The sequence below is a fragment of the Massilia niastensis DSM 21313 genome (genome assembly GCF_000382345.1).
In the GTDB taxonomy this organism is placed as follows: Bacteria; Pseudomonadota; Gammaproteobacteria; order Burkholderiales; family Burkholderiaceae_D; genus Telluria; species Telluria niastensis.
Genome location: NZ_KB908108.1, coordinates 47,623 through 74,399, shown reverse-complemented (window position 1 = coordinate 74,399; position 26,777 = coordinate 47,623). Strand labels below are relative to the sequence as shown.

The 26,777-nt window shown below is 66.6% G+C and carries 26 protein-coding genes; 14 read left to right on the top strand and 12 right to left on the bottom strand.

Annotated features, from left to right (window positions below):
- The 3 genes from eno to H162_RS0118620 form a co-directional block, all read left to right on the top strand.
- Window positions 1–1,189 (top strand): phosphopyruvate hydratase (gene eno / locus H162_RS0118630; RefSeq protein ID WP_020655008.1); only part of this gene is annotated, 1,189 nt, incomplete at its 5' end.
- Window positions 1,190–1,232: 43 nt separating this feature from the next.
- Complete coding sequence (ftsB, locus tag H162_RS0118625; RefSeq protein ID WP_020655007.1) at window positions 1,233–1,574, top strand: cell division protein FtsB; 342 nt, start codon at window positions 1,233–1,235, stop codon at window positions 1,572–1,574.
- Between the two features lie 20 nt (window positions 1,575–1,594).
- Complete coding sequence (locus H162_RS0118620; RefSeq protein WP_020655006.1) at window positions 1,595–1,882, top strand: helix-turn-helix domain-containing protein; 288 nt, start codon at window positions 1,595–1,597, stop codon at window positions 1,880–1,882.
- A 146-nt stretch (window positions 1,883–2,028) separates the two neighbouring features.
- Here H162_RS0118620 and H162_RS31250 read toward each other — a convergent pair whose 3' ends face one another.
- The 3 genes from H162_RS31250 to H162_RS0118605 all read right to left on the bottom strand — a co-directional run bounded on the left by H162_RS31250 (window position 2,029) and on the right by H162_RS0118605 (window position 4,278).
- Window positions 2,029–2,532 (bottom strand): Dps family protein, encoded by a 504-nt coding sequence (locus H162_RS31250; RefSeq protein ID WP_020655005.1) that lies wholly within the window; start codon window positions 2,530–2,532, stop codon window positions 2,029–2,031.
- 261 nt (window positions 2,533–2,793) lie between these two features.
- Complete coding sequence (hslO, locus tag H162_RS0118610; RefSeq protein ID WP_020655004.1) at window positions 2,794–3,750, bottom strand: Hsp33 family molecular chaperone HslO; 957 nt, start codon at window positions 3,748–3,750, stop codon at window positions 2,794–2,796.
- 3 nt (window positions 3,751–3,753) lie between these two features.
- Window positions 3,754–4,278, bottom strand: a complete 525-nt coding sequence (locus H162_RS0118605) for a gamma carbonic anhydrase family protein (RefSeq protein WP_020655003.1) — start codon at window positions 4,276–4,278, stop codon at window positions 3,754–3,756.
- A gap of 145 nt (window positions 4,279–4,423) precedes the next feature.
- On the opposite strand from H162_RS0118605, the gene H162_RS0118600 reads away from it, so the two are divergent.
- Entirely contained in the window at window positions 4,424–5,305 is an 882-nt protein-coding gene (locus tag H162_RS0118600) for an alpha/beta fold hydrolase (protein ID WP_020655002.1), read from the top strand.
- Between the two features lie 111 nt (window positions 5,306–5,416).
- Window positions 5,417–6,250, top strand: coding sequence for a 3',5'-nucleoside bisphosphate phosphatase (locus H162_RS0118595; RefSeq protein ID WP_020655001.1), 834 nt, complete (start codon window positions 5,417–5,419; stop codon window positions 6,248–6,250).
- A gap of 42 nt (window positions 6,251–6,292) precedes the next feature.
- Here the strand turns inward: H162_RS0118595 and H162_RS0118590 are convergent, their stop codons facing one another.
- Window positions 6,293–6,607, bottom strand: a complete 315-nt coding sequence (locus H162_RS0118590; RefSeq protein WP_020655000.1) for a hypothetical protein — start codon at window positions 6,605–6,607, stop codon at window positions 6,293–6,295.
- Between the two features lie 212 nt (window positions 6,608–6,819).
- Here H162_RS0118590 and htpX point away from each other — a divergent pair, with 212 nt between their 5' ends.
- The 7 genes from htpX to bamC all read left to right on the top strand — a co-directional run bounded on the left by htpX (window position 6,820) and on the right by bamC (window position 13,075).
- Entirely contained in the window at window positions 6,820–7,695 is an 876-nt protein-coding gene (htpX, locus tag H162_RS0118585; protein ID WP_020654999.1) for a protease HtpX, read from the top strand.
- Window positions 7,696–7,731: 36 nt separating this feature from the next.
- Entirely contained in the window at window positions 7,732–8,355 is a 624-nt protein-coding gene (locus H162_RS0118580) for an L-threonylcarbamoyladenylate synthase (RefSeq protein WP_020654998.1), read from the top strand.
- 44 nt (window positions 8,356–8,399) lie between these two features.
- Window positions 8,400–9,053: a site-2 protease family protein gene (locus H162_RS0118575; protein ID WP_020654997.1), complete on the top strand. Its 654-nt coding sequence runs from the start codon at window positions 8,400–8,402 to the stop codon at window positions 9,051–9,053.
- Between the two features lie 21 nt (window positions 9,054–9,074).
- Window positions 9,075–10,277, top strand: coding sequence for a tryptophan--tRNA ligase (locus H162_RS0118570; protein ID WP_020654996.1), 1,203 nt, complete (start codon window positions 9,075–9,077; stop codon window positions 10,275–10,277).
- The gene (locus H162_RS0118565; RefSeq protein ID WP_020654995.1) at window positions 10,274–10,852 is read left to right on the top strand and encodes a class I SAM-dependent methyltransferase; all 579 of its coding nucleotides are present in this window, start codon (window positions 10,274–10,276) and stop codon (window positions 10,850–10,852) included. Before H162_RS0118570 ends, H162_RS0118565 begins: the two co-directional genes overlap by 4 nt.
- A 147-nt stretch (window positions 10,853–10,999) precedes the next feature.
- Window positions 11,000–11,878: a 4-hydroxy-tetrahydrodipicolinate synthase gene (dapA, locus tag H162_RS0118560; protein ID WP_026354813.1), complete on the top strand. Its 879-nt coding sequence runs from the start codon at window positions 11,000–11,002 to the stop codon at window positions 11,876–11,878.
- A 48-nt stretch (window positions 11,879–11,926) separates the two neighbouring features.
- Entirely contained in the window at window positions 11,927–13,075 is a 1,149-nt protein-coding gene (gene bamC / locus H162_RS0118555; RefSeq protein ID WP_020654993.1) for an NlpB/DapX family lipoprotein, read from the top strand.
- A gap of 153 nt (window positions 13,076–13,228) precedes the next feature.
- Here bamC and H162_RS33330 read toward each other — a convergent pair whose 3' ends face one another.
- The 3 genes from H162_RS33330 to H162_RS0118545 all read right to left on the bottom strand — a co-directional run bounded on the left by H162_RS33330 (window position 13,229) and on the right by H162_RS0118545 (window position 15,393).
- A complete protein-coding gene (locus tag H162_RS33330; RefSeq protein WP_084677061.1) occupies window positions 13,229–13,516 on the bottom strand; it encodes a hypothetical protein in 288 nt (95 codons plus the stop codon).
- Between the two features lie 267 nt (window positions 13,517–13,783).
- Entirely contained in the window at window positions 13,784–14,263 is a 480-nt protein-coding gene (locus tag H162_RS0118550; RefSeq protein WP_020654992.1) for a DUF7931 domain-containing protein, read from the bottom strand.
- 8 nt (window positions 14,264–14,271) lie between these two features.
- Entirely contained in the window at window positions 14,272–15,393 is a 1,122-nt protein-coding gene (locus tag H162_RS0118545; RefSeq protein WP_026354812.1) for a cupin domain-containing protein, read from the bottom strand.
- A gap of 77 nt (window positions 15,394–15,470) precedes the next feature.
- On the opposite strand from H162_RS0118545, the gene H162_RS0118540 reads away from it, so the two are divergent.
- The gene (locus tag H162_RS0118540) at window positions 15,471–16,010 is read left to right on the top strand and encodes an FKBP-type peptidyl-prolyl cis-trans isomerase (RefSeq protein ID WP_020654990.1); all 540 of its coding nucleotides are present in this window, start codon (window positions 15,471–15,473) and stop codon (window positions 16,008–16,010) included.
- Window positions 16,011–16,092: 82 nt separating this feature from the next.
- On the opposite strand, the gene H162_RS0118535 is transcribed toward H162_RS0118540, so the two are convergent.
- Together H162_RS0118535 and mutS are read right to left on the bottom strand one after the other, a co-directional pair.
- Window positions 16,093–17,061 carry a hypothetical protein gene (locus H162_RS0118535; protein ID WP_020654989.1) on the bottom strand — a complete coding sequence of 323 codons (969 nt, stop codon included), beginning with the start codon at window positions 17,059–17,061 and terminating at the stop codon, window positions 16,093–16,095.
- Complete coding sequence (mutS, locus tag H162_RS0118530) at window positions 17,061–19,664, bottom strand: DNA mismatch repair protein MutS (protein WP_020654988.1); 2,604 nt, start codon at window positions 19,662–19,664, stop codon at window positions 17,061–17,063. The genes H162_RS0118535 and mutS overlap by 1 nt, the downstream gene beginning before the upstream one ends.
- 632 nt (window positions 19,665–20,296) lie before the next feature.
- Here mutS and H162_RS0118525 point away from each other — a divergent pair.
- Window positions 20,297–20,683, top strand: coding sequence for a CzcE family metal-binding protein (locus H162_RS0118525; RefSeq protein ID WP_020654987.1), 387 nt, complete (start codon window positions 20,297–20,299; stop codon window positions 20,681–20,683).
- Window positions 20,684–20,928: 245 nt separating this feature from the next.
- Here H162_RS0118525 and H162_RS0118520 read toward each other — a convergent pair whose 3' ends face one another.
- The 3 genes from H162_RS0118520 to H162_RS0118510 form a co-directional block, all read right to left on the bottom strand.
- The gene (locus H162_RS0118520; protein WP_156885689.1) at window positions 20,929–21,720 is read right to left on the bottom strand and encodes a MaoC/PaaZ C-terminal domain-containing protein; all 792 of its coding nucleotides are present in this window, start codon (window positions 21,718–21,720) and stop codon (window positions 20,929–20,931) included.
- A gap of 82 nt (window positions 21,721–21,802) precedes the next feature.
- On the bottom strand, window positions 21,803–24,385 hold the full coding sequence (cphA, locus tag H162_RS0118515; protein ID WP_020654985.1) for a cyanophycin synthetase: 2,583 nt from the start codon (window positions 24,383–24,385) through the stop codon (window positions 21,803–21,805).
- A gap of 97 nt (window positions 24,386–24,482) precedes the next feature.
- On the bottom strand, window positions 24,483–26,660 hold the full coding sequence (locus H162_RS0118510; protein WP_020654984.1) for a cyanophycin synthetase: 2,178 nt from the start codon (window positions 26,658–26,660) through the stop codon (window positions 24,483–24,485).
- Window positions 26,661–26,777: the final 117 nt, after the last annotated feature.

Below are 26,777 nucleotides of genomic sequence, written 5' to 3'. Positions count from 1 at the left end.
GGGCCGCGCCGCCGTGCCCTCGGGCGCCTCGACCGGCTCGCGCGAAGCGATCGAACTGCGCGACGGCGATCCGAAGCGCTACTTCGGCAAGGGCGTACTGCAGGCCTGCGAGAATATCAACACCGAGATCTTTGAGGCCATCATGGGCCTGGACGCCAATGAACAGGCTTTCCTGGACCGCACCCTGATCGACCTGGACGGCACCGAGAACAAGAGCCGCCTGGGCGCGAACGCCATGCTGGCGGTGTCGATGGCCGTGGCCAAGGCAGCCGCCGAGGAAGCCGGCCTGCCGCTGTACCGCTACTTCGGCGGCTCGGGCGCGATGCAGATGCCGGTGCCGATGATGAACGTCATCAACGGCGGCGCGCACGCCGACAACAACCTGGACATCCAGGAATTCATGATCATCCCGGTCGGCGCTCCTTCGTTTAAAGAAGCGCTGCGCTACGGCGCCGAGGTGTTCCACACCCTGAAGAAGATCCTGCACGCGAAGGGCCTGGCCACCTCGGTCGGCGACGAAGGCGGCTTCGCCCCGAACGTCTCCAGCCATGAGGAAGCGATCAAGCTGATCATGCAGGCGATCGAGCAGGCCGGCTACGTGCCGGGCCAGGACATCGCGATCGGCCTGGACTGCGCCGCCAGCGAGTTCTACAAGGATGGCAAGTACCAGCTCGAAGGCGAGGGCCTGTCCCTGTCGGCGCAGGACTTCACCAACATGCTGGCCACCTGGTGCGACAAGTACCCGATCATCTCGATCGAGGACGCGATGCACGAAGGCGACTGGGAAGGCTGGGCGATCCTGACCGCCGCGCTGGGCAAGAAGGTGCAGCTGGTGGGCGACGACCTGTTCGTCACCAACACCAAGATCCTGAAGGAAGGCATCCAGAAGGGCATCGCCAACTCGATCCTGATCAAGATCAACCAGATCGGCACCCTGACCGAGACCTTCGCCGCCATCGAGATGGCCAAGCGCGCCGGCTACACCGCCGTGATCTCGCACCGTTCGGGCGAGACCGAGGACTCGACCATCGCCGACATCGCGGTGGGCCTGAACGCCCTGCAGATCAAGACCGGCTCGATGTCGCGTTCGGACCGCATGGCGAAGTACAACCAGCTGCTGCGCATCGAGGAAGACCTGGGCGACGTCGCCAGCTACCCGGGCCGCGACGCCTTCTACAACCTGAAGTAAGACCATGGGCCGGCCGGCCTCACCGGCCGGCCTTTGTCCAGCCATGCGTCTCATTACGATAGCCCTTGCCGTCCTGCTCCTGCTGATCCAGTACCCGCTCTGGCTCGGCAAGGGGGGCTGGCTCTCCGTCGCCGACATGAAGGGGCAGGTCGAGGCGACCCGCCTCAAGACCGACCAGCTGCGGGCGCGCAATTCCAAGCTCGAATCCGAAGTGCGTGACCTGAAGGACGGCACGGGCGCGGTCGAGGAACGGGCGCGCTACGAGCTGGGCATGATCAAGCAGAATGAAATCTTCGTGCAGGTGCTGCGCAAGGACGAGCAGCCGGTCGAGTCGATGACCGTGCCGCCGCCGCCACCGCCGCCGAAGGAAAAGAAGCAGCATTGAACGCTGCGCAGCGAGCCACCATGACCCAAGCAAATTCTCCCATCGATCCCGCGCAGCTCACGTCGCTCGACGCGATCGCCAACTGCCTGGCCGAGGCCTTCGAGGACGGCGATGGCGAACTGGTCGCCGCCGCCCTGCACGCGGTGTCGCAGGCGCCCGGCCTGCCGCTGCTGGCCGCCGCCGTCGGCGTGCCGCGCGAGCAGCTCCAGGCCGCGCTGGCTTCCGGCGAGTTCGACCTCGAGCTCACCCTGGAGATCATGAAGGTGGTCGACCTGCACATGTCGGGTGGCCGCAGCGGCGACGATTAAGACCGTGTTCCGATTTTCAAAAGTCAGATGAACGCGTGGGCGGGAAACCCGCCCACCCTACGTCATCGCATATTGTAGGGTGGGCGGGTTTCCCGCCCACGCGTCACGCGGCCCATGCAGGCCGCGTTTTTATTTCCTTCACCAGATCAGGACGATGCCTCGCCCTGGGTATGGCCGGCGCCATGCTCCAGGAAGGCGCGCAGCATCCACGCATTCTTCTCGTGGATTTCCATGCGGGTAGCCAGCATGCCGGCGGTCGGCTGGTCGTCGGCCTCGTCGGCGATGCGGAACGCGGCGCGCGAGGTGCGGGCCACCGCTTCCTGGCCTTCCACCAGCTGGCGGATCATCTCGTGGGCCGTCGGCACGTCCGGCTCTTCCTTGATGCTCGACAGCTCGGCATAGCGCTGGTAGGTGCCCGGCGCGAAATGGCCGAGGGCGCGGATGCGTTCGGCGATATCGTCCAGCGCATTCCACAGTTCGGTGTACTGGGTCTGGAACATGGTGTGCAGCGTCTGGAACATCGGGCCGGTCACGTTCCAGTGGAAGTTATGGGTCTTCAGATACAGCATGTAGCTGTCCGCCAGCACGCGCGACAGGGAGTCGACGATTTTTGCGCGGTCGTCGGTGCTGATGCCAATATCGATGTTCATCGTGTTTCCTCCATAGGGTTCAAGGCCGGACGGTGTGCGTTCTGAAAAACGCAACACTGTCAAAGATGCAGCAGCTTAACACCGACGGCGAAAATCGGTAGGACGGTAGGACGCTTCTGAGACTAAAGAGTGGGAAGCTGAAGGGATTTATTGCCTAAAAGCAGATTAAACTGCCTTGCTTTGGTCAAGCCCTGCCGTCACCGCCAGTGGCGGTGACGGCAGGCTCGGTGTCGCGGACCGGGAGGCCGGCGATGGCCGGGCTTAATGCGTGCTGCCGCTGGCCGGCATCAAGGTCTGGACCGGGCTGTCGGTGGCGAACAGCTGGGCGCAGTCGACCTTGTCGAAGTCGTAGTGCTTGCCGCAGAAGTCGCAGTTGATGCCCAGTTCGCCCAGCTCGGCGAGGGCGGATTCCACCTCCTGCTGGCCCAGCATCTTGAGCATGTTGCCGACCTTGTCGCGGGTGCAGCTGCAGTGGAACTGCGGATGCACCGGATCGAACACGCGGATCGTCTCTTCCCAGAACAGGCGCTTGAGCAGGGTCTCGATATCGGTCGTCAGCATCTCGTCGCGCTTCAGGGTGGCGCCCAGCATGGTCGCGCGGTGCCAGGTTTCCAGGTCTTCCTCTTCGGTGGCCTGCTTGGTCTGCCCTTCGACGCCGCTGTGGCGCGGCAGCTTCTGCAGCAGCAGGCCGCGTGCGACCTTGTCGTCGGCGGCGAGCCACAGGCGGGTGTCCATCTGCTCGGAGCGCAGCATGTAGTTCTCGATCACGGTCGCCATGTCTTCGCCGTCGAGCGGCACGATGCCCTGGTAGGGCTGCTGGCCCGGCACCTTGTCGGCCGGGTCGAGCGTGATCACGAAGCGGCCTTTGCCGTGTGCGTTGAACAGGTCGTGCAGGGTCGCGGCATCGGGAATCTCGGCGTCCGGCGCCAGTTTCGCGGTGGCGCGGATGCGCAGTCCGGCGTCGCACTCGACCACCAGCAGGCGCACCGGACCGTCGCCATGGATCTGCATCACGATGGCGCCGTTGAACTTCAGGTTGGCCGACAGCAGGGCGCTGGCCGCGACCATCTCGCCCAGCACGGTGCGCACGGCCTTCGGGTAGGCGTGGCGCGCCTGGATCTCGCGCCAGGTGTCGGGAATCTCGACCAGCTCGCCGCGCACGGCGGCGTTGTCGAAGATGAATTTTTGCAGGGTGTCCCTGGTGTCGTTTGTCGTCATTCTCTATCCGATTTTCTTGAGCTGCGCCTTGAACAGCTGGCCGCGCGCCACATAGCTCGCGGCGCTGCCTTGCAGGCGCAGCAGGTCTTCTTCCGTCAGGGTGCGCACCACCTTGGCGGGCGAACCCAGGATCAGCGAGTGGTCCGGGAACTCCTTGCCCTCGGTAACGAGGGCGCCGGCGCCGACCAGGCAACCCTTGCCGATCTTCGCGCCGTTGAGGATCACGGCCTGGATCCCGATCAGCGAGCCGTCGCCCACCGTGCAGCCATGCAGCATCGCCTGGTGGCCCACGGTCACGTTCCGGCCCAGCGTGAGCGGGTAACCCATGTCGGTATGCATCACCGTGCCTTCCTGGACGTTGCTGTTCTCGCCGATGGTGATGCGCTCGTTGTCGCCGCGGATCGTGGCGCCGTACCATACCGAGGCGCTGGCCTCGAGGGTGACTTTGCCGATCAGGGTTGCCGAATCGGCCACGAAGGCCGACGCATCGATCTCGGGCGCATGCTCGCCCAGCTGGTAAATCGCCATGGATGTGCTCGCTGAGGGTTGAAATATCGCTATTTTAACTCCTGCGACCCGCATCGTCCGATTGCGGGAAGATGGGGCCCGACATCCCGAAATCAACCGTTCCCGTCTATAATTATCCGAACGACCGTTCTTTTATGAAGGCAACATGAAACCATCCCGTTCCGAATTCATCAACGTGCGCGGCCTGCGCACCCATGTGCGCCACTGGGGAGAGGAGGGGGCGCCCAAGCTGTTCATGGTCCATGGCTGGATGGATGTCGCGGCCTCGTTCCAGTTCATGGTCGATTGCCTGCAGGGCGACTGGCACGTGATCGCGCCCGACTGGCGCGGTTTCGGGCTGACCGAGCGCACCCACTCGGACACCTACTGGTTCCCCGACTACCTGGCCGACCTCGACGCCATGCTCGACCGCTATGCGCCGGGCGAGGCGGTCAAGCTGCTGGGACACAGCATGGGCGGCACCGTCGCCACGACCTATGCGGGCGTGCGCCCGCAGCGGATCGGCAAGCTGGTCAACCTGGAAGGCTTCGGCCTGCCGGCCACGCGGCCGTCCCAGTATCCGGGCCGGGTGGCGGCGTGGCTGGACGACTTGCGCGAGCTGCCGGTCATGCGCGACTACGCCAGCGTGGAGGAGGTGGCGGGGCGCCTGCGCAAGACCAATCCGCGCCTGTCGCCCGAGCGGGCCGATTTCCTGGCCGGACACTGGTCGGCCCAGGGCGAGGACGGACGCTGGCACATCCTGGGCGATCCGGCGCACAAGATGCGGGGGCCCTTGCTGTACCACGTGGACGAGATCATGGCGTGCTGGAGCGCAATTACCGCGCCGGTGCTGGTGGTCGAGGCCGAGGACACCGACATCTGGCACAAGCTGGGGGCGAAGGAAATGGCAAGGGTCGAGCTCGACCGGCGGATCGGGCACCTGGCCAGAGTGACGACGCGCATGATGCCGCAGGCGGGGCATATGCTGCATCATGACCAGCCGGAGATGCTGGCGCGCATGGTGGAGGAGTTCCTTGCCGTGGAGTGAGTTGCCGCGGCAGTGCGCGCAAACCACGAGCGCCCCGGTCCGGGACATGGCCCAGCAGGCAAACCCGCGTACAATGTACCGTTTACAATCGCGTTTGCCACCCTTCGTGCCATGCTGAAAGTCGATCTCCACTGCCATTCCAACGTCTCCGACGGCGTGCTCGCGCCCGCCGCCGTGGCTGCCTACGCGCGCAAGGGCGGGGTCGACGCGTGGGCGCTGACCGACCACGACGAGATCGGCGGCATCAAGGAAGCCCGCGCGGCGGCCGGCGAGCTGGGCATGCGCTTCGTCGCCGGCGTCGAGATTTCCGTCACCTGGGCCAACGAAACCGTGCACATCGTCGGCCTGCAGGTCGACGAGGACAACCGCGCGCTGGCCGAGGGGCTGGCGGCCACCCGCAACGGCCGCGAAGCGCGCGCCCGCGAGATCTCGGCCCAGCTCGAGCAGGCCGGCATTCCCGGTTGCTACCAGGGTGCGCTCCACTACGTCGGCAACCCGGACCTGATGTCGCGCACCCACTTCGCGCGTTACCTGGTCGAGATCGGCGCCTGCGGCTCGACGGCCGAAGTCTTCCGCCGCTTCCTCACCGAAGGCAAGCCCGGCTACGTGCCGCACCGCTGGGCCACCCTGGCGGATGCGGTCGGCTGGATCCGCAGCGCGGGCGGGATTCCCGTGATCGCCCATCCGGGCCGCTACAGGTTCACCGACACCGCCGAAGGCGCGCTGTTCGACGAGTTCCGCCAGCTCGGCGGCAACGCGATCGAGGTGGTGACGGGCAGCCACACGCCCGACCAGTACCAGACCTATGCCGAGATCGCGCGCCGCTACGGCTTCCTGGCCTCGCGCGGCACCGATTTCCATGCGCCGGGAGAGGCGCGCGTCGAGTTTGCGGAACTGCCGCCGCTGCCGGCCGGCCTCAAGCCGGTCTGGCACGACTGGTTCTGACCACGGGTTTCCTGCGGCGGGGCGGGCCCGCCGTGCACGCCCTCAGCTGCCCGAGATGCCGGGGATGCCGATCACGCCGACCGCCAGCTCGGCCCAGATCAGCAGCAGCGCGGCGAAGATCGCCAGGATGGTGAACTTGCGCTGGCGCGGATTGACCAGCTTGCGCAGCGCGAACTCGACCATGAGGGCGATACCGACCAGGAGCACGCCGGCAATGAAGAAGTCGAATGCCGTCCAGTTCACCCCGGTGGTGAACTGCATCGCCACCAGGGGCAGGGCCAACACGAAGGCTATCGCACAAACCATCAAGATCGTGCGCTTGGGGAAGGCATGCTTCAGCTGAGTCATCGCGCTCATCGTGATTCTCCTCAAGAAGGACATGGCAAGCGCCCGCGTTGCCATGTTCATCATTCTAGCGCCCGAATCCGCGAGCGCATCCTTTATTTTCGTGTTCTCCCGGCCGCGCGGCGGGGCGGTCCCGCGGCCCCTCGCTACGGCCGAGCCCTTGAATTTTCCGCATCGCAGCCCTATCTTGGCATCCTGCCATTCCCACTGCAGCCGGAGGTTCCATGAAGCGTATTGTGCTGTTCCTCGCCACCAACCTGGCCGTCGTGCTGGTGCTGACGCTCGTTCTCAACCTGCTGGGAGTGGGGAGGACCGTCACGGCGGAAGGAATCAACGTCGGCGCGCTCGCCGTGTTCTCGCTCGTGGTCGGCTTCACCGGTTCGATCATCTCGCTCTTGCTGAGCAAGCCGATGGCCAAGTGGTCGACCGGCGCGCGCGTGATCGAGCAGCCGACCAGCTCGTCCGAACTGTGGCTGGTCGAGACCGTCCGCCGCCTGGCCGAGCGCGCCGGCATCAGGATGCCCGAAGTGGCCGTGTACGAAGGCGAGCCGAACGCCTTCGCCACCGGCGCCTTCAAGAATTCCGCGCTGGTGGCCGTCTCCACCGGCCTGCTGCAGAGCATGGACCGCGATGAGGTCGAGGCCGTGCTCGGCCACGAGGTGGCCCACATCGCCAACGGCGACATGGTCACGCTCACCCTGATCCAGGGCGTGGTGAATACCTTCGTCGTGTTCCTGGCGCGCGTGGTAGGCTTCTTCGTCGACAAGGTCCTGCTGCGCAGCGGCGACGACCGTCCGGGCATCGGCTACATGGTCACCGTGTTCGTGTGCGAGATCGTGTTCGGCATCGTCGCCTCGATCATCGTGGCCTGGTTCTCGCGCCAGCGCGAATTCCGCGCCGACGCCGGCTCGGCCAAGCTGCTGGGCAGCCCGGTGCCGATGCAGCACGCGCTGGCCCGCCTCGGCGGCCTGGCCCCCGGCGCGCTGCCGCAGTCGATGTCCGCGTCCGGCATTTCCGGCAGCGGCGGCGGCTGGGGCGCGCTGTTTTCCACCCACCCGCCGATGGAGCAGCGCATCGCTGCCCTGCAGGCCCTGCGATAATCAACGCGTGGACGGAACAATCCGTTCACCCCACCAATGAGCCAATACTTTCAAATCCATCCCGAGAACCCGCAAGGACGCCTGATCAAGCAGGCGGCGCAGATCGTCGGCGCGGGCGGCATCGTCGCCCTGCCGACCGACTCGGCGTATGCGCTGGTGTGCCGCCTCGACGACAAGGCTGCGGTCGAGAAGCTGCGCCGCATCCGCGGGGTCGACGACAAGCACCACCTGACCCTCATGGTGCGCGACCTGTCCGAGGTCGCGCAGTACGCGCGCGTCGACAACCAGCAGTACCGCCTGCTGAAGGCGAACATGCCGGGGCCCTACACCGTGATCCTGGAGGCCACGCGCGAACTGCCGCGCCGCCTGTCGCACCCGTCGCGCAAGACGATCGGGCTGCGGGTGCCGGAAAACCGCATCACCCTGGCGCTGCTGGAAGAACTGGGCGAACCGCTGATCGGCACCACCCTGCAGCTGCCGGGCGACGACTACATGCTGTCCGACCCGGACGAGGTGCGCGAACGCCTGGATAAACAGATCGAGCTGATCGTCGACGGCGGCGCCGGCACGCTGGAACCGACCACCGTCATCGACCTGAGCGGGCCCGAACCCGTCCTCATCCGCGAGGGCAGGGGCGACCCGGCCGCCTTCGGCCTGTGATGCCTGGGCACGGGCGGCTGCGCCGCCTCTGATAGAATCCCGATATGGATGAACTGATACGCAACATCGCAGTCTATGCACTGCCCGTTCTTTTTGCGATTACCCTGCACGAAGCCGCCCACGCCTACGCCGCCAAGTACTTCGGCGACAACACCGCCTATGCGCAGGGGCGCATGAGCCTCAATCCCCTGGTCCACATCGACGTGTTCGGCACCATCGTGATCCCGGTCGCGCTCTACCTGACCACCGGTTTCGTGTTCGGCTACGCCAAGCCGGTGCCGATCGACTTCGGCCGCCTGCGCAATCCGAAGCGCGACATGGCCTGGGTGGCGCTGGCGGGGCCGGGCGCGAACTTCGTCATGGCGCTGATGTGGCTGATCATGGCGGCGCTGCTGGTGGCGTTCAATGTCAACGAATCCTTCCCGCACAAGGTCGCGCAGGCCGGCGTGTTCACCAACCTGCTGATGTTCGCGTTCAACCTGTTCCCGATTCCGCCGCTGGACGGCGGGCGCGTCGTCACCAGCCTGCTGCCGAACCGCCTCGCCTACAAGTACGCGGCGATCGAGCCCTACGGCTTCTTCATCGTCCTGGCGCTGATCTTCATGAAGCTGCTGGCGTTCTGGGTGGTGCCGGTGATGATCGTGGGCGAATTCCTGCTGAAGCTGATCGCGTCGCCGCTGTATTTACTCCTGAGCTGAATCCTGAAGTGAACAACGCCCATGTACCCTGACCGTGTCGTCTCCGGCATGCGCCCCACCGGCGCCATGCACCTTGGCCACTACCATGGCGCCCTGAAGAACTGGATCAGGATGCAGTCCGAGCAGCACTGCCTGTTCTTCGTGGCCGACTGGCACGCATTGACCACCCACTACGACGATCCCGGCATCGTCGAGCGCAGCACCTGGGACATGGTGGTCGACTGGCTGGCCGCCGGCATCGACCCGTCGCAGGCGACGATCTTCATCCAGTCGCGGGTGCCCGAGCACGCGGAACTGCACCTGCTGCTGTCGATGGCCACGCCGCTCGGCTGGCTGGAGCGGGTGCCGACCTACCGGGACCAGATCGAGAACCTGGCCACCAAGGACCTGGCCACCTACGGCTTCCTCGGCTATCCGCTGCTGCAGGCGGCCGACGTCCTGATCTACCGCGCCAGCGAGGTGCCGGTGGGCGAGGACCAGCTGCCGCACGTCGAGATGATGCGCGAGATCGCGCGCCGCTTCAATCACATCTACGGCAAGGAAAAGGGCTTCGAGGAGAAGGCCCTGGAAGCGGTCAGGAAGCTGGGCAGCAAGCGCGCCAAGCTGTACCTGGAGCTGCGCACCGACTACCAGCAGGACGGCAAGGACGAGGCGCTGGAGCAGGCGCGCGCCATGCTGGAAGATGCGGGCAGCCTGTCGAACATCGACCGCGAACGCCTGTTCGGCTACCTCGAAGGCAGCCGCAAGCTGATCCTGGTCGAGCCGCAGGCGATCCTGACCGAATCCTCGCGCCTGCCGGGCCTCGACGGCCGCAAGATGTCCAAGAGCTACGGCAACGCGATCGGCCTGCGCGAAGACCGCGCCAGCGTGGTCAAGAAGATCCGCACCATGCCGACCGACCCGGCACGCGTGCGCCGCACCGACGCCGGCGACCCGAAGCGCTGCCCGGTGTGGCAGCTGCACGAAGTGTATTCCGACCAGCCGACCCGCGACTGGGTGGTCAAGGGCTGCACCAGCGCCGGCATCGGCTGCATCGAGTGCAAGCAGCCGGTCATCGACGGCGTGCTGGCCGAGCAGGAACCGATGCAGGAACGCGCGCAGCAGTACCTCGACGATCCCTCGCTGGTGCGCGCGATCGTGGCCGACGGCTGCGACAAGGCGCGCCGGCTGGCGCAGGAAACGATGCGCGACGTGCGCGAAGCGATGGGGATTTCCTACACATGAATATCAACATGATGAACCTGCCGCCTTCCGGCTGGGTCGCGCGCTTCGCGTCCCTGGCGCCCGCCGGCGAGGCGCTCGACCTGGCCTGCGGCACCGGCCGCCATGCGCGCCTGCTGGCGGCGCGCGGCCATGCGGTGCTGGCGGTGGACCGCAAGCCGGAGGTGCTGGCCACGGCCGCCGGGCCGGGCATCACGACGATGGAATATGACCTCGAGGCCGAGGGCGCGCCCTGGCCGTTCGAGGCGGGGCGCTTCGCCGCCATCGTGGTCACCAATTACCTGCACCGTCCGCTGTTCCCGCACCTGGCCGCCAGCCTGCGTCCGGACGGCATCCTGATCTACGAGACTTTCGCACAAGGCAACCAGGTCTACGGCAAGCCGTCGAATCCCGCCTTCCTGCTCGCGCCCGGCGAATTGCTGGCCATGGCGGCGGCCGGCGGCTTGCAGGTGCTGGCCTACGAGGACGGGCATATCGCGTCCCCGCATCCGGCCCAGGTGCAGCGCCTATGCGCGGCGGGGCCAAGCTTTGCCAAAACCGAGGCCCGGCTCGACCATGGGAACCTCGAAAAACCGTAGCGCGTATCGCAGGCCTCGGCGGCCCCGCCAACAGTGCAACGCGCAGCAGGTTTGTCGAGGGGCTCCATATTATGGTTGGGAATTGAACCATAGCGGCGGGGTATCCGCTACAATCAGATTTTTATTTACTCGCACGGTCCAAAGATTATGATTAAGGGCAGTATCGTAGCAATCGTCACCCCGATGTTCGAAGATGGCAGTCTTGACCGCGAATCCCTGCGCAAGCTGCTCGACTGGCACATCGCGGAAGGCACCGACGGGGTCGTCATCGTCGGCACGACGGGCGAGTCCGCAACCGTTTCTCCGGAAGAGCACTGCGAACTGGTCAAGCTGGCGGTCGATCACGTGGCCGGCCGCATTCCTGTCATCGCCGGCACCGGCGGCAATTCGACCGCGGAAGCGATCGCACTGACCCGCCACGCCAGGGATGTGGGCGCCGACGCCTCGCTCCAGGTCGTGCCTTACTATAACCGCCCGACGCAAGAGGGCATGTACCGCCACTTCCGCACCATCGCGGAAGCGGTCGAGCTGCCGCTCATCCTGTACAACGTGCCGGGCCGCACCGTGGCCGACATGGCCAACGAGACCGTCGCGCGCCTGGCGCCGATCGACAATATCGTCGGCATCAAGGATGCGACCGGCAACATCGGCCGCGGCATCGAGCTGCTGCGCATGGTCGACAAGTCCTTCGCCGTGTACTCGGGCGACGATCCGACCGCGATGGCGCTGATGTTCTGCGGCGGCGCCGGCAATATCTCGGTCACCGCCAACGTCGCCCCGCGCGCGATGCACGAACTGTGCGTCGCCGCCATGGCGGGCGATATCGCGCGCGCGGTCGAGATCAACAACCGGGTCCTCTCCCTGCACGCCAAGCTGTTCGTGGAACCGAACCCGGTGCCGGTGAAATGGGCGCTGGCCGAAATGGGCAAGATGCCGGCCGGCCTGCGCCTGCCGCTGGCGCCGCTGTCCGCGCCATACCACGAGATCGTGCGCGCTGCCCTGGTGGAAGCGGGCGTCCACCAATAACCCTGGGCCCGCAGAGGTTCCGGCTTTTAGATTCTGACATCGAACGACATGACTATTCGCAAGAAAACGACCCTGGTTTCCGCTCCCGCCGCGCTGACGCTCACCGTGATCGCATTCAGCCTGGCGGCCTGCACCACCGTGTTCGAATCGGACAAGGTGGATTACCGGGGCGCCAAGAAGGCGGCGCCGCTGGACGTGCCGCCCGACCTGACCAAGCTGCAGCGCGATAACCGCTATGCCGTCCCCGATGCCCGTGGCGTGGCCACCGCATCGGGCTTCCAGCAGTCGCAAGGCGCCCAGGCCGCCGCCCCGGTGGCGGGCGGCCCGAGCGTGGTCGGTCCGATCGCGAGCGACGCCGTGCGTGTCGAGCGCGCCGGCGACCAGCGCTGGCTGGTGGTCAAGCAGACTCCGGAACAGCTGTGGCCGCAACTGCGCCAGTTCTGGGAAGACATGGGCTTCGCCCTCGAGACCGAGTCGGTCCCCACCGGCACCATGGAAACCGCCTGGGTCGAGAACCGCTCGAAGATCCCGCAGGACTTCCTGCGCAATGCGATCGGCAAGGTGTTCGACAAAGCCTATTCGACCGGCGAGCGCGACAAGTTCCGCACCCGCCTGGAGCGCCTGCCGGACGGCTCGACCGAGATCTACGTGAGCCACCGCGGCGCCGAGGAAGTGCTGACCGGCGCGCAGAAGGAAACCACGGTCTGGACCACGCGCGCCAACGACCCGGGCCTGGAATCGCAGTTCCTGAGCCGCATGGTCGCGCACCTGACCGGCACCAAGGACGTCAAGACCGCCGAAGGCACCGTGGCCAGCGCCCCGCTGGCGCCGCAGCACGCCAAGCTGGTGGGCGACAAGGTCGAGCTCGATGAAGGCTTCGACCGCGCCTGGCGCCGTGTCGGCCTGGCGCTGGACCGCGTCGGCTTCACCGTCGAAGACCGCGACCGCGTGCAGGGCATCTACTTCGTGCGCTATGTCGATCCGGACGCCGTCAACAAGGACGGCTTCTTCAAGCGCCTGTTCACCTTCGGCGGCTCGGAAGAGAAGGCCAAGGAAGCGCAGCGCTACCGCGTGCTGGTCAAGTCGGAGCAGGGCGCGAGCGCCAGCAACGTGACGGTCCAGAGCAACGACGGCAAGCCGGATACCTCGCCGACCGCGGCCAAGATCCTGACGCTGCTGAACGACGAGCTGAAATAAGCGCTCACCGCGCCAACGAAGAACCGGCCTTCGCGGCCGGTTTTTTTATTCGCGCGGCGATGCGCGGCCTTGGTGGGGGGGGGCACGCGGCAAAACGCCAGGCGTAAAAAAACCGGCCCGCAGGCCGGTCTTTTCGGATCAGAGAAAATCTGATTACTTCTTGGCTTCAGCAGCAGCGTCAGCAGCTTGCGAAGCAGCGGTCGAAGCAGCAGCAGCTGCGTCGGCAGCCGACGAAGCAGCGGTCGAAGCGGCAGCAGCGGCGTCAGCAGCCGGAGCAGCAGCAGCGTCAGCAGCCGGAGCGGCCGGTGCGGTTGCGTCAGCAGCAGGAGCAGCGACCGGAGCTTCGGTGGCGGCCGGAGCAGCAGGAGCAGCTTCTTCTTTCTTGCTGCAAGCAGCCAGAGCAACAGCCATCAGGGAAACGATCAGCAGGGATTTTTTCATGATTTTCCTTAGATTTACAAAGTAGTACTACTTGTTGCGAATAATAATTACCGGTAATTATTGCTCGGCGGAATTCTCGTGCTTTCCATAATAGCAATACTGCCAAAGAGGCAACGGAACCTTCCTGACCTGATATTATAGCCAAATTTACTGATTCGCAATAGCGAACTCATGCCGTGGTGAAAGTATTTTGCGCTCAAATAAGGTTCATATTGTTACAAGATGCAACCGTTAGCGAAATCCCTGTTTTCAAAGCAATTTTTGTTCTTATAGGCCTATTGTCGTGGGCTGTAAAACGACCCGTGACTCTTCCCAGATACCGGTAAAACGCTGGCGCGACATGTCACATATGCCGGGTGAGTGAAAAGCCGCTTCGCCGCGCAGGTGATCGCGGTGGAAGCGCCGCACGATGTGCAGGTCGTCGCCGATGCAGAACGAATCGGCGAGTTCGCGCAGGCTGCGGCCGGTCATGCGGCATTCTATCAGGTGTCCGTAATCGCGCATCAGGCGCACGAAACGCGGGTAATGGCGCTCGATGTGCGCCGTGGAATGCATGGCCAGGCGCAACTGGCCGCCGCCAGCCAGGAAGGTGCGCAGGAGGGTGTCCACGTCCGGCGCGCCGAGCGGGAAGATGGCGAAATCGGGGTCGAACAGCGCCAGGCCTTGACGCGAGGCCGCCACGCAGGCGCGAAACTGCGCCTCGCATCCTGCGCGGGTGTCGAAACGGGTCACGGCGGCGGCGTCCATGATGTCAATCAGGCCAGTTCGATCCAGCCATCCTGGTACCAGGTGTACAAGGCTTCCAGCACGTCGTCGGTGGCGCTGTCGAGCAGGGCGCCTTCGACGCGGCGCTGGTTGGCCAGCACATCCAGCACCGCCTTGTCGGCGCGGCCGGCGGCGAAGGACTCGCCGTTGATGAAGACGTGCTTGCCGCGGTACAGCATCAGGGTCTTGCTCGATAGTTTCAGGCCGCGCTTGGCGGCCGCCTCCATGAAGCGTCCGACGGTGAGCGGCTTGGCCGGGCCGGTGAAGAACACATTGTGCTTCGGCTCGGACATGTATTCGCCCAGGAAGATCGTCACGTCTTCCTCGGTCCAGCGCACCTTGTTCAATTCCTCGGTGACGCTGGCCAGCATCTCGCGCGGCAGTTCGGCCGGATTCCTGGCCGGCTGCAGGTCCGGGTCGGCATAGCGTCCCGGCAGGTCGATCGAGTCGGCCATGAATTGCAGGAAGGCTTCGCCCAGTTCCTGGAACGAGGGCGAACGGAAGCCGATCGAGTAGGTCATGCACTCGCCCTCGGCCACGCCGTCGTGGGCGTAGTGCGGCGGCAGGTAGAGCATGTCGCCCGGCTCGAGCACGAATTCTTCTTCCGGCTCGAAATTGGCGAGGATCTTCAGCGGCAGGCCCTCGACCAGGGCCAGGTCCTGCTGGGCGCCGATGCGCCAGCGGCGCTTGCCGTGCGCCTGCAGCAGGAACACGTCGTAGGAATCGAAGTGCGGACCGACGCCGCCGCCATCGCTGGCGTAGCTGATCATCAGGTCGTCGAGGCGCGCATCCGGCACGAAGCGGAATTCGCGCAGCAGCGCGTCGGCCTTGTCGTCGAACAGGTTGGCGCCCTGGACCAGCATCGTCCAGCCGGGTTCGGTGCGCGCGGGCAGCTCGGCCAGCGGGCCGTGCTGCATGTCCCATTGGCCGTCGCGCAAGGAGACCAGGCGCGATTCGACATGGTTCTGGCGGGCCATGTCGGCCAGCTTGTCGAACTTGATTAAAGGTTTGAATCCGGGAATCGCCTGGCGAATCAGAAGAGGTTTTTTATGCCAGTATTCGCGCAAGAACTGGGCGGGAGTAATATCCCCAAGAAGCTGTAATTTTTTCATGCGCCATTATACCCAGCCGGAACGGGGTGGCGCGCCATCGGAGTTATAATCCGCAGCTCATAACGAAAGGATGTGCGATGAAGATTGCCAAAGATACGGTCGTGACAGTCAACTATAAACTGTCGGACGCCCAGAACAACCTGATCGAAGAGGGCTCGCAGCCGATGGTGTACCTGCACGGCGGTTACGAGAACACCCTGCCGAAGATCGAGGAAGAGCTCGACGGTAAAGAGCCGGGCTATGCGTCGACGATCCAGATCGAGCCGGAAGACGCGTTCGGCGACTATGACCCGGCGCTGGTGAAGGTCGAGGACCGTAACCGCCTGCCGGAACCGATCGAAGTCGGCATGCAGTTCGAAGGCGTGGCGGAAGGCGGCGACGACGAGCCGACGATCTTCACCGTCACCGACATCGCCGACGACAAGGTGGTCCTGGATGGCAACCACCCGCTGGCAGGCATGGCGCTGCGCTTCGAGCTGTCGGTCATCGACGTGCGCGCGGCAAGCGCCGAGGAAGTCCAGCATGGCCACGTGCATGGTCCGCATGGCCATCACCACCATGAAGAGTCCGAGGATAGCGAGCCGGGCGATCACTTCCGTAGCCAGCCGCTGCAATAACTGATCGATGGGACCGCGGTGTCATGCCGCGGTCCATGTCGTGCGCCGCGGGTTTGGATGAGCAGCCAAAAACGCGAGCGCTCTAGCCCTCCGCATCCTCCACCGCAAACACCGCCTCTTTCCCCGACCTCACCTTCACCTCGACCGCCTGCGTCCCCACGGACAACTGCCCGAGGTTGTCGCGCCACTTGATCAGCGGCTTGCCGTTCTCGACCGCGCCGCTATCGACCAGCAGCACCTTCCCCTTGAACTTCGCCGCCTGCGTCTGGATCTGGCGCCGCGTCGCGCCGAAGCCGTCGAAGGCCGCCGGCTCGGGCCGCAGTAATCCGCGCAACCCGGCCGGCTGCGCCTGCAGCAGCGGCTTGACGTCGCCTTCGGAAAACAGCACCACCGCATCGGCCTTGTCGCTGCGCGCGATGGCGAACAGGCGGTTCAGCCAGAAGCGGTTGGCCACCATGCGGTCTTCGTATTCGCTGTTGCGGCCGGCGGCCGGCAGGTAATGGTTGTTCCCGGCGGGCAGGTTGATGGTGGCGTACAGCACCTTGCCCACCTGCCAGTGCGCATTCTCCGCATAGCTGCGGAAACGCGGACTGGCCGATAGCCGCGACACGGCCAGCTTGTCCTTGCCCAGCGAGCTGGGCTCGCCGTACAGCAGCTCGCGCAGCCGGTTCAGGCGTTCGATCGCATTGGTCCGGCCGGCCGAATTGCGGCAGCCGGTCCAGTCGCTGCCGGCCAGCGACACGATCACCGGGCGGCGCGCATCCTCGATCAGGTCGCGCCGCTTCTGGTACAGCCGGTCGCCGCAGGTTTCCTTGTCGCCCTTGATGCCGGTCAGGACCACGAAGTCCAGGGATGCTTCGGAGCTCGCCTTCAGCGCATGCTTGAGCCAGGCTTCGCCGCCGTCGGCGGCATTGTTGCCGATGACGGCGAACTGGTGCGCGTCGCCATCCTTGTTCTTCTTCTTGCCATTCTCGCGCGCGCCGGCAGGCGCGATGGCCAGCAGCGCGGCGAGCATGCCGGCGAGGACGACGGACAGCTGCAGCCCCGGCATCAGGCGGCCAGGCGCTTCAGTTCGTAGAGACGCTCGAGCGCCTCGCGCGGGGTGAGCGCGTCCGGGTCGATGTCGGCCAGCAGTTCGCGCAGGCCGTCGTCGGCCGGCGCGGGCTGGGCCGGCTCGCCTTCCCGCATCGCATGAACCGCATCCTCGCAGGGAGGAGCGGCGAACAGGTCGAGCTGCGGCGTCGCGTCGAGCGCCTGGGCTTCCAGCCGCGCCAGGTGCTTGCGCGCGGCCTTGATCACCGCCGGCGGCACGCCCGCCAGCTGGGCCACCTGCAGGCCGTAGCTCTGCGAGGCCGGGCCGTCCTGCACCGCGTGCAGGAACACGATGCTGTCCTTGTGCTCGACCGCCGACAGGTGCACGTTGGCGGCGCTCGGATGGGATTCCGGCAGCTGGGTCAGTTCGAAGTAGTGGGTCGCGAACAGCGTGAAGCTGCGGCTGGCGTCGATCAGGTGGCGCGCGATCGCCCATGCCAGCGCCAGGCCGTCGAAGGTCGAGGTGCCGCGGCCGACTTCGTCCATCAGCACCAGCGAATGCTCGGTGGCGCCGTTCAGGATAACGGCCGACTCGGTCATCTCGACCATGAAGGTCGAGCGCCCGTTGGCCAGGTCGTCGCTGGCGCCGATGCGGGTGAAGATGCGGTCGATCGGTCCGATCGTGGCGCTGGTCGCCGGCACGTAGCTGCCGACGTAGGCCAGCAGGGTAATCAGGGCGACCTGGCGCATGAAGGTCGATTTACCGCCCATGTTCGGGCCGGTGATCAACAGCAGGCGCCGGTCGTTCGACAGGCGGCAGTCGTTCGCGATGAAGCGCTCGATCTGGTTCTCCACCACCGGGTGGCGGCCCTCGACGATGCTCAGGCAGGGCGCGTCGACCAGTTGCGGCGCGCACCAGTTGTTGCGCAGCGCATGGCTGGCCAGCGCCACCAGGGTGTCGGCCTGCGCCAGCGCGCGCGCGATGGTCTGCAGTTCGCCGATGAAGGGCGCGAGTTCGCCCAGCAGCTGGTCGTACAGCATCTTCTCGCGCGCCAGCGCGCGGTCCTGGGCCGACAGGGCCTTGTCCTCGAAGGCCTTGAGTTCCGGCGTGATGTAGCGCTCGGCGTTCTTCAGGGTCTGGCGGCGGCGGTAGTCGTCCGGCACCTTGTCGGCCTGGCCGTTGGTGACTTCGATGTAGAAGCCGTGCACCTTGTTGTACTCGACGCGCAGGTTGGCGATGCCGGTGCGCGCCCGCTCGCGGGTCTCGAGGTCGACCAGGAACTGGCCGGCGTTCTCGGACAGCGCGCGCAGCTCGTCGAGCTCGGCGTCGAAGCCGCGCGCGAACACGCCGCCGTCGCGCACCATGGCCGCCGGTTCCTCGGCGATCGCGCGGGCAAGCAGGTCGAGGCAGGCGTCCGGCGTGGCCAGGTCGTCGTGGATGTCGCGCAGCAGGCAGGTGTCGCCCGGGATGAAGCAGCGCGCCACCTGCTGGCGCAGGCTCGGGAGCTGCTTCAGGCCGTCGCGCAGGCAGGACAGGTCGCGCGGACGCGCCGACAGCAGCGCCACGCGGGTGGTGATGCGTTCGATGTCCGGCACCTGGCCCAGGGTCGCGGACAGGCTGCCGCAGGCATCAAGCTGGGTCAGCGCCTCGATCGCCTGGTGGCGCGAGCGCGCGACCGCCTGGTCGCGCCGGGCATGGTGCAGCCAGTGGCGCAGCAGGCGCGAACCCATCGCGGTGCGGCAGCCGTCCAGCAGCGAGAACAGGGTAGGGGACTCCTGGCCGCGGATGGTCTCGGTCAGTTCCAGGTTGCGGCGGGTGGCGGCGTCGAGGCCGATGTATTCGTTCTCGGTCTCGCAGGCCAGCGTACGCACGTGCTGCAGGCCGCGGCCCTGGGTCGACAGGGCGTAGCGCAGCAGCGCGCCGGCCGCGCCGAAGGCGGCGCCCAGCCCGTCCGCGCCGAAGCCGGTGAGGGTGGCCACGCCGAGCTGTTCGAGCAGGGACTGGTGGCCCTTGACGACGTCGAAATGCCATTCCGGCACGCGCTGGGTGTGCGCGACCGGGGCGTCGTCGAACAGGTCGGCGCCGTCGGCGCGCAGGATCTCGGCCGGCGCGATGCGTTCCAGTTCATGGGCCAGGCGCTGCTCCACCGTGCGCTGTTCGCCCGAGAATTCCATCAGGCGCAGCGCGCCGCTGGCCAGCGACAGCCAGGCCAGGCCGGCGGTGAAGGTCTTGCGCTGGTTCAGGACATACAGCGCCAGCAGCGGACGCTCCGATTTCTCGGGCAGCAGGTCGGAATCGGTCAGGGTGCCGGGCGTGACCACGCGCACCACCTTGCGCTCCACCGGTCCCTTGCTGGTGGCCGGGTCGCCGATCTGTTCGCAGATGGCGCAGCTCTCCCCCAGCTTGACCAGCTTGGCCAGGTAGCCGTCCAGCGAGTGGAAGGGCACGCCGGCCATCTTGACCGGATTGCCGCCCGAGGCGCCGCGCGCGGTCAGCGTGATGCCGAGCACGCGGGAGGCCTTCTCGGCATCCTCGTAGAACAGTTCGTAGAAGTCGCCCATGCGGTAGAACACCAGCATGGTCGGGTAGTCGGCCTTGATGCGCAGGTATTGTTGCATCATCGGAGTGACGCTACTTTTCGCGTCTTTCGTAATTCGTTGGTCTAGCGGCATTTCTCTGTCTAAGTGCATGATGTTAAGAGGCTATTCGCTTGTCTTCTCGGTGTGTTGCGTAGCCGGGACATGCTCCCGCATGCCACTACACTCTGTAGTTTGACTTACATTTTGAGCTTGCTTAAGGAAACCTGCGCGACAATCCGCTTCCTGTTCATCATGGTGTGTCAAAAGCTACGCCAGAGTTGTGCCGGAGACTACACATGCAATTCGATGCACGCGCTGCCAAGCTGCGACAGCCAGGCCAACACTTTACCACCTCCGACTGCCAGAGGCTTCGCCAGTCCGTCGGACGATGGCGGCTTGCTTGAGTTCTGGCTGTTATGCCCAGCTTCGCCTCGACCGCGCCCAGTCGCGCAAACAGCGCGTCAATGACGCGGTCCTTGCCCGTATCGGACAACTGGATCAGGTCGGGGCGGTTTCGTTGGCATGTCGGCATCATGCGTCAAATCGGCTCAGTTCACAACCACCTGGCGTGGTGCTCGCCCAGGCTTGAACAGTCACATTTCGTTTGCCTGTCGGTGCGGCGCGTCTACACTGTAATCAAGCTTGAACCTCAAGCTCATTCATAGGAGAACATCATGAAAGCACGGCTTACCAAGTTTGCGCTGCTGGCGGGTAGCGCCGTCGTCGCGACCATGTCGTTTGCACAAGAAGCTGCGACGCAACGCAGTGGCGGTCAAGACATTCAACAAGTGAAGATAGTGCGTCCGGCATTGGCCAATCAGATCGCTCCATATGGTTACGCGAGCACCGGAATCCCCGAGCGGATGGTCGATCTCGGCGGCGGCAAGAAGTACATCAACGTCACGCGCCTGGAAACCGTCCAGATCAACAAGGACGGTAACAGCGTCGTATGGACCTTCGACACGCTTGGCCTGGGGTCGTTTTCTCTCGCCAAGGTAATACCGTGGGCCCCGGGCGTCACTGTGTACATGGAAGAAAGCCCCCTGTACAGCGGGGGCTGAAGATGATCGGCACTGCGGATCATGCGCCCCAGCCCTTTAAAGGTCTCAACTAACGATTCCATTTTTCAGCACGCGCGCCGTCGATGAATGCTTCGGCCCGCCCGTATGGTTCCCCGCACGAGCGGGCGGGGGACCCGCTCCAGAGCCTGAAGAGACTGAAATCCCTCGGTTTCCCCGCGCGAGCCGGGACAGGATCCAGGTCATCGAAACCACGGCCAGCGCCTACCTGCTTTCCAGCGCAACCGCTAGGCGAAGCGGGCGCGCCCTTCGACCGCGACGCGGCCATTGCAGATGGCCGCGAACTGTCCCGCCTCCGGTCCCGCCGCCAGGCTGACCTGCGCGCCCAGCGGCGCCGGGCTGCGAAACGCGCAGGCGATCGATTCCATCCGTCGCCCCGACGCCTGCTCCAGCTGCGCGCAGGCCTTGGCCATCGTGTGCGCGCCGTGGATGATCGGGGCGCGCATGCCCATCAAACGCGCCGTCCATGGCCACAGGTGGATCGGGTTCCAGTCGCCCGACAGCGCCGCATAGCGCCGGCCCGCGTCGCGCGCGAGTGTCCAGCCGCCGGCCGCCGTACCCGCGGGCAGCTCCTGCTGGGCCGGCTTGTCGCCGGAGCGGCGGCTTCCACGCTTCACCAGGTAGGTGCTGGCGCACTCGAAGGCCAGGCGCTCGCCGTCGTGGGCCCGGGTTTCCAGCACGCAGTGCAGGGCGCCGTTCGGCGCCGGCGGCTGCATGTGCAGCGCCGTCGCGATGGCGAGCGGACGCGCGAGGAGCACGGGGCCGTGCTGGGTCAGGGTGTTGTCGACGTGGATCAGGCCGGGAAGGCGGAACGGGATGTCGCCCTCGAGCATGGTCGCCAGCTGGGCGCGCTGCGCCAGCAGGTAGAGGAAGGTGAGCGGCACGGCGTCGCCGGAAAACCCGAACGCGGCGCAGTAGCGGCGCACGTGGCCGAGGTCGATCCGGCCGAGCAGCCAGGTGGCCTGGACCGGGTTCCGCGCCGAGGGCGTCGGCCGCTTGAGCAGGGCGCGCAACAGCATCGTCGCGCCCATCGGCGGGAGAGGGGGGGAGGGCGGGGCACTCATCCGTGAAGGATAACGCGGATCGTGCCCCGCCGGAAGCTCAGGCCGCCTGCGCCGCTTCCCTGACGCGGCGCCCGATGTGGGCCAGCGCCTCGTCGACCTGGTCGATCAGGATCAGGCACAGGTCGCCCGCTTCGAGGCGCGCCAGGGCGCGGTCGATGGCGACGAATTCGCCATTGATCTCTTCCACGTGCGCGGTGCGGGTGGCGCCGTCCAGGCCGCGGCGCAGCAGGCCGATCACTTCGCCGTCGGCGCGGCCGCGCTGGCACTGGTCCTGGTACAGCAGCACGTCGTCGAAGGCCTTGCCGAGGATCTCGGTCTGCTGGGTGATGTCCTGGTCGCGGCGGTCGCCGGCGCCGCTGATCACCACCGAGCGGCGCCTGGCCGGCATGCTCTCGACCGCGCTCACCAGGGCCGCGATCGCGTCCGGGTTGTGGCCGTAGTCGGCGATCAGGGTCGCGCCGCGGTAGTCGAACACGTTGAAGCGGCCAGGCGCGTTGTCGCTCTCGCCCACGAAGGTCTTCAGGCCCACGCGGATCGCGTCCCAGGCGATGCCGACCGCCCAGGCGGCCGCCACCGAGGCCATCACGTTCTCGACCTGGAAGCCGACCATGCCGCCGCGGGTGATCGGCACTTCGCCCAGCGCGATGCGCTCGACGCGCTTGCCCTGCGCGGCGACCAGGTGGCCGTCCTCGACGAAGACCACGCGCCGGCCCTGGGCGCGGTGCATCGACATGATCGGGTTGCCGATGTCCTGGGCGAAGAAAGTCACGTCGCCGCGGGTGGTCTCGGCCATCGCGGCCACCACCGGGTCGGCCGCGTTCAGCACGGCCATGCCGCCGTCGGCCACGTTCTGCACGATCACGCGCTTGAGCACCGCCAGGTCCTCGAGCGTGGTGATGTAGTTCAGGCCCAGGTGGTCGCCCGCGCCGATGTTGGTCACCACCGCCACCTGGCAGCGGTCGAAGGCCAGGCCCTCGCGCAGCAGGCCGCCGCGCGCGGTCTCGAACACGGCGGCGTCCACGTCCGGGTGCAGCAGCACGTTGCGCGCGCTGCGCGGGCCGCTGCAGTCGCCGCTGTCGATGCGGCGGCCTTCGATGTAGACGCCGTCGGTGTTGGTCATGCCGGTGCGCAGGCCCGAAGCGGTGAGCAGGTGGGCGATCAGGCGCACGGTGGTGGTCTTGCCGTTGGTGCCGGTCACCGCCACCACCGGGATGCGGCCGTCGTCGCCTTCCTCGAACAGGGTCGAGATGATGGCCTCGCCGACATCGCGGCCCTTGCCGAACGAAGGCGAGAGGTGCATGCGCAGGCCGGGCGCGGCGTTGACTTCGACGATGCCGCCGCCCTGTTCCTCGATCGGCTTGAGCACGCTGTCGCACACCAGGTCGACGCCGCAGATGTCCAGGCCGACCATGTGGGCGGCGGCGATGGCGCGCTCCGCCACTTCCGGATGCACGTCGTCGGTCACGTCGGTGGCCGAGCCGCCGGTGGACAGGTTGGCGTTATTCCGCAGCACCACGCGCTGGCCCACGGCCGGCACCGAATCGGCGTTCAGGCCCTGCTTGGCCAGGCTGGCCAGGGCGATGTCGTCGAAGCGGATCTTGGTCAGCGAGGTCGCATGGCCGTCGCTGCGGCGCGGGTCGAGGTTGACCTGGTCGACCAGCTGGCGCACGCTCTGCCTGCCGTCGCCCACCACCTGGGGCGGATCGCGGCGCGCGGCGGCGACCAGCTTGTCGCCGATCACCAGCAGGCGGTAGTCGTGGCCCGGCAGGTAGCGCTCGACCATGATGTCGTCGCGGAATTCGGAAGCGGTGTGGAAGCCGGCGGCCAGCGCCTCCTTGGTGGTGACGTTGACGGTTACACCCTTGCCCTGGTTGCCGTCCTTCGGCTTGATCACGACCGGCAGGCCGATCTCCTGGGCCGCAGCCCAGGCGTCTTCCGGGTCGCTCACGACGCGGCCGTGCGGCACCGGCACGCCGGCGGCGTCGAGCAGCTTCTTGGTCAGTTCCTTGTCCTGGGCGATCGTCTCGGCGATGGCGCCGGTGGCGTCGATCTCGGCGGCCTGGATGCGGCGCTGGCGGCTGCCCCAGCCGAACATCACCAGGCTGCCTTCGGTCAGGCGGCGGTAGGGGATGTTGCGCTCCAGCGCGGCCTGCACGATCGAACCGGTCGACGGGCCGAGGCGCACGTCCTCGTCCAGTTCGCGCAGGCGCGCCAGCGCGCCCGCGAGGTCGAAGGGCTGGTCGTTCAGGGCGGCGTCGCACAGTGCCTGCGCCAGTTCCAGCGCCAGGCGGCCGACGTCTTCCTCGGTGTACTCGACCACCACCTGGTAGACGCCCTGCTCGAGCGTGGCGGTGGTGCGGCTGAAGGTCACCGGGCAGCCGGCTTCGGCCTGCAGCGCCAGGGCGGCGTGTTCCAGCACCTGGGCCATCGGCACGGTGTCGTCATGCCCGGTCGGCTGCAGCGGTCCGATGCGCGGGAAGCGCGCGCGCAGGCGCGTTTCGAAACCGGAAAGGGTGTTGATCGACTCTTCCGGCAGCGTGCACTTGACGATCGCCTCGACCGAAGTGTGGTGGCTCCAGAGATTGGGGCCACGCAGGGCCCGTACGCGTGATACTTCCATAAACCTTCAATCCTTTCGCGGGCCGCGACGACCCTGAAGCAGGGGCGGGCACCATGGCCCGGCATGCACCGGGCCGTTGCAGTGATTCACTAACCAGTTAGCCGTTTGCTTTTTTCCGGGTGGCGTCGAAAGCGCGCAGGCCGCCGCAGATCAGGTCGGCCGGCACGCCCAGCGCCCAGGCCGCACCCACGGCCGCCAGCACATTCTCGGGATGCTTCACGGTGGAGGGCTTCATCTTCGCCAGTTCCAGCAGCGGGGTTTCTTCCGCGCCCTCGGCCAGCACCACGCGCCCGCCACGCAGGAACACGACGCACCCGCCGGCTGCGCGGTGGCGCGCCAGGACCGCGTTGTTCTCGTCGGCCGCGTAGAAGATCACGCGGCCGTCGGACAGCGCGGCCAGCGCGGCCACGGCTTCGTTCGCCGCGTTCAGCACCGCCGCGCCTTCCGGCAGGATCACGTCGACCTGGGTGCGGATCACGTTGCGCATGGCGTCGTCATCGCGGATGTAGAACTCGGCCAGGTCGTCCAGGCCTTCCATGTCGGTCACGATGCCGACCGCGCAGCGGTCGTAGGGCAGGCCCTGGGACAGGATCGAGCGCGCGTTCGATTCGAACACGGCGGTCTGCACGGTGCGGTTGATCAGCAGGCGCTGGCCGGCCTCGAAGCCGGTACTGTCCCTGCTTGAAACCTGGCGCGCGTCCAGGTACAGGCCTTCGCCGTTGGCCACGCCGACGTGCTTGCCGCCGATGTGCACCAGGCAGCCCACCAGGCGCGCGATCAGGCTGGTGCCGAGGGTGCCGGTCACGCCCACCACCGGGATGCGGCCGTTCTCGCCCTCCTCGAACAGGTGGTCGACGATCGCCTTCCCGACCTTGCGCGGCGCGCCGGACGCCGGCTTGATGTGGGCCAGCAGGCCGGGGCTGGAATTGACTTCGATGATGGCGCCGCGCTGTTCTTCGAGCGGGCGCGAGATGTCTTCGCACACCAGGTCGATGCCGGCGATGTCGAGGCCGACGATGCGCGCCGCCAGCGCCGCCGCATGGGCGACCGACGGGTGCACCAGGTCGGTGACGTCGTCGGCGACGTTGCCGTTCAGCTGGATCAGCACTTTCTGGCCGGCCTGCGGCACCGAATCCGGGGTCAGGCCCTGGCGCTTCAGGTCCAGCTTGATCTCGTCGCTCTCGTGCGGCTTGACGGTGCCGAGCGGGAATTCCTCGCTCTCGCCGCGGCGCGGGTCGATGTTGATCTGGCTGTCGCACAGCGCGATCACGCTCTGCCTGCCGTCGCCGGTCACCCACAGCGATTCGCCCTTGGCGGCGGCGACCACCTGGCGGCCGACCACCAGCAGGCGGTGCTCGTTGCCGGGAATGAAGCGCTCGACCAGCACCGACTTGCTGTCGCCTTCCTCGGCGGCGATCGCGTAGGCGGCGACCACGTCGGCCTCGCTCATCAGGTTGAGCGAGACGCCGCGGCCGTGGTTGCCGTCGATCGGCTTGAGCGCGACCGGCAGGCCGATGTATTGGGCTTCTTCCCAGGCCTGCCCGGCGCTGCGCGCCACGGCGCCTTCCGGCACCGGCACGCCGCAGGAGGCGAGCAGGGTCTTGGTCAGGTCCTTGTCGCTGGCGATGCCTTCGCCGATCGCGCTGGTGCGGTCGGTCTCGGCGGTCCAGATGCGGCGCTGCGCGGCGCCATGGCCGAGCTGCACCAGGTTGCCTTCGGTCAGGCGGATCGAGGGGATGCGGCGGTCGGTGGCGCCGTCCACGATGTGGGCGGTCGACGGGCCCAGGCAGTAGCGGTCCACCAGGTCGGTCAGGCGCGCGACGGTGGCGGGCAGGTCGAACGGGGTGTCGTTGATGGCCGCCATCAGCAGCGCATGGCCGGCCTCGAGGGCGGCGCGGCCGACGACTTCGTCGCGGGTGCGGAAGGCCATCTTGTAGACGCCATGCTCGCCGGTCGAGCGGGTCTTGCCGAAGCCGGTCTTCATGCCGGCCAGGTTCTGCAGTTCGAGCACGACATGCTCGAGGATGTGGCCGGCCCAGGTGCCGTCGCGCAGGCGTTCGATGAAGCCGCCGCGCTCGCCGACGCCGCAGCGGTGTTCGACCAGGCCGGGCAGCCAGGCGGTCAGGCGGTCGGTGAAGCCGGGCAGGGTGTTCGAGGGGCATTCCTCGAGTTCGCCGAGGTCGAGCCAGACCTCGATCACCGGGCGATAGGTCCAGATGTTCGGTCCGCGCAGGTGCGTCACGCGGAGAAACTTGATGTCGTTCTTCTTCGTCATGTAATCAATGTCATAGTCGGCAGGCGCTCGCGCGCCGCTGGCCTTTGCCTTATGTGCCTGACTGTCCGCCGGGTAGCAAAAGGCGGCTACCCTAGCACACATCATGTATACTTGCTG

Excerpts from the sequence above, each read along its gene's own strand:
- ftsB (WP_020655007.1), top strand. The coding sequence starts at position 1,233 with ATGCGTCTCATTACGATAGCCCTTGCCGTCCTGCTCCTGCTGATCCAG.
- H162_RS0118620 (WP_020655006.1), top strand. The coding sequence starts at position 1,595 with ATGACCCAAGCAAATTCTCCCATCGATCCCGCGCAGCTCACGTCGCTC.
- H162_RS31250 (WP_020655005.1), bottom strand. The coding sequence starts at position 2,532 with ATGAACATCGATATTGGCATCAGCACCGACGACCGCGCAAAAATCGTC.
- hslO (WP_020655004.1), bottom strand. The coding sequence starts at position 3,750 with ATGACGACAAACGACACCAGGGACACCCTGCAAAAATTCATCTTCGAC.
- H162_RS0118605 (WP_020655003.1), bottom strand. The coding sequence starts at position 4,278 with ATGGCGATTTACCAGCTGGGCGAGCATGCGCCCGAGATCGATGCGTCG.
- H162_RS0118600 (WP_020655002.1), top strand. The coding sequence starts at position 4,424 with ATGAAACCATCCCGTTCCGAATTCATCAACGTGCGCGGCCTGCGCACC.
- H162_RS0118595 (WP_020655001.1), top strand. The coding sequence starts at position 5,417 with ATGCTGAAAGTCGATCTCCACTGCCATTCCAACGTCTCCGACGGCGTG.
- H162_RS0118590 (WP_020655000.1), bottom strand. The coding sequence starts at position 6,607 with ATGAGCGCGATGACTCAGCTGAAGCATGCCTTCCCCAAGCGCACGATC.
- htpX (WP_020654999.1), top strand. The coding sequence starts at position 6,820 with ATGAAGCGTATTGTGCTGTTCCTCGCCACCAACCTGGCCGTCGTGCTG.
- H162_RS0118580 (WP_020654998.1), top strand. The coding sequence starts at position 7,732 with ATGAGCCAATACTTTCAAATCCATCCCGAGAACCCGCAAGGACGCCTG.
- H162_RS0118575 (WP_020654997.1), top strand. The coding sequence starts at position 8,400 with ATGGATGAACTGATACGCAACATCGCAGTCTATGCACTGCCCGTTCTT.
- H162_RS0118570 (WP_020654996.1), top strand. The coding sequence starts at position 9,075 with ATGTACCCTGACCGTGTCGTCTCCGGCATGCGCCCCACCGGCGCCATG.
- H162_RS0118565 (WP_020654995.1), top strand. The coding sequence starts at position 10,274 with ATGAATATCAACATGATGAACCTGCCGCCTTCCGGCTGGGTCGCGCGC.
- dapA (WP_026354813.1), top strand. The coding sequence starts at position 11,000 with ATGATTAAGGGCAGTATCGTAGCAATCGTCACCCCGATGTTCGAAGAT.
- bamC (WP_020654993.1), top strand. The coding sequence starts at position 11,927 with ATGACTATTCGCAAGAAAACGACCCTGGTTTCCGCTCCCGCCGCGCTG.
- H162_RS33330 (WP_084677061.1), bottom strand. The coding sequence starts at position 13,516 with ATGAAAAAATCCCTGCTGATCGTTTCCCTGATGGCTGTTGCTCTGGCT.
- H162_RS0118550 (WP_020654992.1), bottom strand. The coding sequence starts at position 14,263 with ATGGACGCCGCCGCCGTGACCCGTTTCGACACCCGCGCAGGATGCGAG.
- H162_RS0118545 (WP_026354812.1), bottom strand. The coding sequence starts at position 15,393 with ATGAAAAAATTACAGCTTCTTGGGGATATTACTCCCGCCCAGTTCTTG.
- H162_RS0118540 (WP_020654990.1), top strand. The coding sequence starts at position 15,471 with ATGAAGATTGCCAAAGATACGGTCGTGACAGTCAACTATAAACTGTCG.
- H162_RS0118535 (WP_020654989.1), bottom strand. The coding sequence starts at position 17,061 with ATGCCGGGGCTGCAGCTGTCCGTCGTCCTCGCCGGCATGCTCGCCGCG.
- mutS (WP_020654988.1), bottom strand. The coding sequence starts at position 19,664 with ATGATGCAACAATACCTGCGCATCAAGGCCGACTACCCGACCATGCTG.
- H162_RS0118525 (WP_020654987.1), top strand. The coding sequence starts at position 20,297 with ATGAAAGCACGGCTTACCAAGTTTGCGCTGCTGGCGGGTAGCGCCGTC.
- H162_RS0118520 (WP_156885689.1), bottom strand. The coding sequence starts at position 21,720 with ATGCTGTTGCGCGCCCTGCTCAAGCGGCCGACGCCCTCGGCGCGGAAC.
- cphA (WP_020654985.1), bottom strand. The coding sequence starts at position 24,385 with ATGGAAGTATCACGCGTACGGGCCCTGCGTGGCCCCAATCTCTGGAGC.
- H162_RS0118510 (WP_020654984.1), bottom strand. The coding sequence starts at position 26,660 with ATGACGAAGAAGAACGACATCAAGTTTCTCCGCGTGACGCACCTGCGC.